The organism is Bacillota bacterium, from assembly GCA_040754675.1.
Lineage (GTDB): Bacteria > Bacillota > Limnochordia > Limnochordales > Geochordaceae > Geochorda.
This window is the reverse complement of the sequence record JBFMCJ010000317.1, coordinates 1-4,746: the sequence shown is the minus strand read 5'-3', so window position 1 is coordinate 4,746 and position 4,746 is coordinate 1. Positions and strand designations below refer to the sequence as shown.

The window sequence follows — 4,746 nt, the reverse complement described above, 5'->3', positions numbered from 1 at the left end:
AACGGGGTCTCCCTGACGCGCCAGGTCAAAGACCTGCCGGGCATCCACGCTTTCCGACACGCCCAAGGACGAACCGGAGCCGAGGGGAACTCTGCGCGCCCCCGTGCCGTCGACCTCCGCTGAACCGCGGTGCTCCAGATAGGCGCGGGCTATGGCCGGGCCGGCGACGATCTCCTCGAGTTGCCGGTGCCCCTCCCCGACGGGCACCGGGAGGTAGCCCACCTCGCCCGCAAAGCCGTGCGTCCCCCGGTAGAGCGCGGCGTCCAGCACGACCCCCATCCCTACCCCGGTGCCGACCGCCATGTAGGCGAAGTTGGTCGCCCGGTCCGCGCAGCCCCGCCACTTCTCGCCGATCGCCCCCAGGTTGACGTCGTTGTCCACGACCACGCCGCACCGGAGCCGCTCCTCGAGAAGCGAACCCAGGGTGACGCCGTCCAGGAATGAGAGGTTGGGGCAGAGCCGGACCGCGCCGGTGGCCGTGTCGACGGCACCCGGCACACCGACGCCCGCAGCGAGCAGACGGCCGGGCGCCGTACCCGCCTGCGCCATCGCCTGGTGTACCATGTCTGCCAGCTGATCCACCAGCGCAGCCAGCCCCTCTCTGGCCGTGGAGGCTGACAGGCGGGCCCGGGTCTCCCCCTTCAGGTCGGCGACGGCAACCCGAACCAGGGTGCCGCCGATATCCGCCCCCGCCACGAACCCGGCCTCCGGGGCAATGTCGAGCAGCGTGGCGGTACGGCCCGCACGCCTGGGACGCTCCGTCGCCACCTCCCGGACGAGCCCCCGGCGGAGCAGCTCGGCGACCACCTGGGAGATGGTGGACTTGCTCAAGGAGAGCTGGCGCGAGAGCTCGGCCCGGGACATGGGGCCGCTCTTGCGCAGCGCCTCCAGCACGGCGGTCTCGTTCAGGCGGCGAAGCAGCGGGGGCTGACCGACGTTCATGACCTCCTGCTCCCGGGGGGATTTAGTTCGTTTTCCTTACGAGCAAATCCTTCCTGTTGCTTCCTTCTTTCCCCGCTGAGCGGGCAAAAGGGGCCCCCAGGGTCCGGGACGACTAATGCCCTGTGCTGGCGATGCCTGGTCACATCAGGCTTCTGACCGCCCTGCTGACCGCCACATCCACGAGGTATGGGCCAGGCGCCTCGAGTGCCCGCCGTAGGGCCGGTTCCACGCCGTCGGGCGACTCCACGCGCTCGGCCTGGACGCCCATCGCCCTGGCGAGTTCCGAAAGATGCAGCCCGGGCAGGTCAAGGCCGGGAATCCGCTCCTCCGTGCCCGGGTAGAACGTCCGGGCGAAGGCCTTCAGGATGCCGTAACCCGCGTTGTTGAGGACGACGAACTTCACGCCCGCTCCGTACCGGGCGGCCGTCCACAGGCCCTGGACGCCGAACATCACCGAGCCGTCCCCGATCACCGCCACCACTGGCCGCTCGGGGAACGCGAGCTTCAACCCCACGGCAGCGGGCAGGCCCCACCCGAGGCCGCCGCTGGCAGCAGCAAAGTAGCTGGACGGGGCGCGCACCGCCACGTACTCCCGCACCGCCAGGCTCGCCAGGCTGGCCTCGTCCACGATCACCGGCGCCCTTACGCTCTCGTCCAAAAGGCGTGCCAGCGTGTGGAGAACAAAGGCCACCTCCATGCGGGCCCTCCCCCGAGCGGCCTCGGCGCGCCGCTTTGCGCTGGCCGCGGCGGCCGCGCCGGCCAGGCCTTCCGCCGCCCCCGCCGCCTGCGGACCGCGCGCGGCGGCTTCGACGGCCAGTTGCTCCACGAGTTCGGCCAGGTCGCCCACCCACGAGGCGGCCGCCGGCGCCCGGGCAGCTTCGTCGGGGTCGTCGGTGAGCAGGTACAGCCGGGTCGACGGCGGCACCATGGGCCCCGGCAGGTACGGGTAGAGCAGGAAGGCCGGCGCGCCGATGAGGATGACCGTCCGAAAACCTGCCAGTTCTCGTGCGATCATCGGCGCCGCCGGCAGCAGGTACCCGCGAAACTGCGGGTGGTCCGTGGGGAACCCCGCGCGGGGGGCGAGCGGTTCCCCGTACACCGGACATTGCAGCTTCTCGGCCAGCCGCTGGACGGCGCTCCACACCCTCGACCCCGCACGGTCGATCCCCGCCCCTGCGACCAGGGCCACCGGTGAAGGCGAGTCGAGGATTTCACGCAATTGCGCTGCGGCGGCGCAGGGGGTCTCGCCGGCCGGGACTGCCGACGCTGTTCCGCCTGCTGCGCCCGATCTGCCTGTCGCCCCGGCGGGGTTGAGGCGCCGATCCCCAGGAAGGGCATCGGCGGCCGCCTCGTCGAGCGGCGCGTCCCAGAAGTTCATCGGGATGGAGAGGAAGGCCGGCCCCTGCGGCGGCAACGACGCCACGGCCCATGCCCGTTCCAGCAGTGCCGGCACCTGCTCGGGCATCCGGGCCTCCTGTGCCCATTTCACCACGGGGGAGACCATGGCCACCAGGTCGCCGGCCAGCAGCGGCTCCCAGTGCAGGTGGCGGGCGTCCTGCTGGCCGGCCGTTACAACCATCGGCGCCTTGTTCTTGCGGGCGGTGAAAAGCGCCCCCATGGCGTTTCCGACCCCGGGGGCCACGTGCAAATTGACCAGTGCTGGCCGCCCCGTGCCCTGAGCGTACCCGTCCGCCATCGCCACGGCGGCGGCCTCGTGCAGGGCGAGGACGTACTCGACCTCCGGCGGCAAGCCGGTGAGCATGGGGAGTTCCGTGGAGCCCGGGTTGCCGAAGAGCCGACGGATCCGCCGCTTCTCCAACCAGCGGTAGACCGCCTCCCGAACCGTCACCGCCCCCACCCCCTGGCCTCGACACCCGGCGGCTTGCCCTCAGCGGCTGCCCGCTACCACCACGTCCGCCAGCGGGCGGCCGTCCAGGAAGCGCAGCAGGTTCTGGACAGCGCCCTGCGCGATGCGCTCCTGCGCCTCGACCGTGACGCCCGCCCCGTGCGGGGTCAACAGCACGTTGGGGAGCCGCCGCAGCGGGTGGCCGGGCGGCGGGGGCTCCGGCGAGAAGACGTCGATGGCCGCTCCGGCCAGCGGCCCGCTCTGGAGCGCCTCCACCAGCGCCGGTTCGTCCACGAGTTCCGCCCGGGCCGCGTTGATGAGCCACGAACCCGGCCGCATGGCCTGCAATTGCTCCCGGCCGATGACCCCCCGGGTCTCGGGGGTGAGCGGCAGGTGGAGCGTGACCACGTGAGACTGCCTCAGCAGCACGTCAAGCGGGGCGAACGCCACGCCCAGCGCGTCCTCGTCCCCTGCGCTCAGGCGCCGCACGTCGTAGTAGAGCACGGCGGCGCCAAACGGCAGGAGGCGGGCTGCCACCTCCCGGCCGATGCGTCCCATCCCCACGATGCCCACCGTCTTGCCGCCCACTTCCCGGGCCCTGCCCATCCACGCCGGCAGCGGCCACTGCCCCTCGGCCATGGCCTGGTGAGCTGGCACCAGGCCCCGCAGCAGGGCCAGCATCACCATGATCACGTGTTCGGCGACGCTGGCCGCGTTGGCGCCGGCGACGCACGCCACCGTGATGCCGAGCTGCCCGGCGGCCTCGATGTCGATGTGGTCGACGCCCACGCCGGCCACCTGGATGAAGCGCAGGCGCCGGGCCTTCTGCAGCATCTGGGCGGGAAGCGGGGTAAACGCCGTCGAGACCAGCACCTCAACCGTCGATAGGTGCGCCTCCAGGCCGGCCCGGTCGGTGACCACCACCGCCTCGTGCCCCGAGAACAGCCCCCGGAGCATGGCCTCCTGCTGCGAGAGCCGCTCCGACGCAGGCAGCACCGCCACGATCTTCATGGCCACCGCCCCCCGGCGCCCGCGTCCTCGAGCGGGCGCGACACGTGGCGTCAGAAGTAACGGATCCCGGGCTCGGTGAGGTCGGCAATCACCGTCTTGGTCTCGAGGAACGCCTCCACCGCCTGCCGCCCCAGTTGCCGCCCGACGCCGCTGGCCTTGAACCCGCCGAACGGCACCGTCGGCGACAGCAGCTGGTAGCTGTTCAGCCAGACCGTGCCCGCCCGGACGGCCCGCGCCATCCGAAGCGCCCGCTTGACGTCTTTCGTCCACACCCCGGCCGCAAGCCCGTAGATGGTCTCGTTGGCGAGTCGCACAGCGTCCGGTTCGCCGTGGAAGGGGATCACCGCCGCCACCGGCCCGAAGATCTCCTCGCGGGCGATGCCCATGGCAGGCTGGACGTCGGCGAAGACGGTGAGTTCGTGGAAATATCCCCGCTCCAGCCCCGCCGGGCGCCTGCCCCCCGCCACCAGGCGCGCCCCTTCCTCCTGCCCCCGCTTCACGTAGCGCCGCACCTTCTCGAGCTGTTCGGCGCTGATGACGGGGCCGACGTCGGTCTCGGGGTCGCTGCCCGGGCCGATGCGGAGCTGCGCGGCGCGGGCGGCGAGGCGTTCCACGAACTCGCCGTAGATGGAACGCTGCACCAGGATGCGCGTGCCCGCCTGGCAGACCTGGCCTGCGTTCAAAAAGACGCCAAAAAGGGCCCCCTCCACCGCCTGTTCGAGCGGCGCATCCTCAAAGACGATGTTGGGGGACTTGCCTCCCAGTTCGAGCGTCACCCGCTTGAGGTGAGCCGCGGCGGCCGCCATCACCTTGCGCCCGGTCTCCACTTCGCCGGTGAGCGAGATTTTGGGCACCCCGGGGTGCGCCACCAGCGCGGCTCCGGCCTCATCCCCGCCCGGCACGACGTTGACGACCCCTTCCGGCACGCCGGCCTCCTGGCAGATCTC

At 71.8% G+C, this 4,746-nt stretch carries 4 protein-coding genes; all 4 read right to left on the bottom strand.

What is annotated here, in order from left to right; translation table 11 throughout:
* On the bottom strand, positions 1–942 hold a 942-nt coding region (locus AB1609_15755; protein ID MEW6047907.1), incomplete at its 3' end, for an ROK family transcriptional regulator.
* A 139-nt stretch (positions 943–1,081) separates the two neighbouring features.
* Positions 1,082–2,791, bottom strand: coding sequence for a thiamine pyrophosphate-dependent enzyme (locus AB1609_15750; GenBank protein ID MEW6047906.1), 1,710 nt, complete (start codon positions 2,789–2,791; stop codon positions 1,082–1,084).
* Positions 2,792–2,830: 39 nt separating this feature from the next.
* Positions 2,831–3,799: a 2-hydroxyacid dehydrogenase gene (locus AB1609_15745; GenBank protein MEW6047905.1), complete on the bottom strand. Its 969-nt coding sequence runs from the start codon at positions 3,797–3,799 to the stop codon at positions 2,831–2,833.
* Between the two features lie 50 nt (positions 3,800–3,849).
* Positions 3,850–4,746: aldehyde dehydrogenase family protein (locus AB1609_15740; GenBank protein ID MEW6047904.1), on the bottom strand; the 897-nt coding region annotated here is incomplete at its 5' end.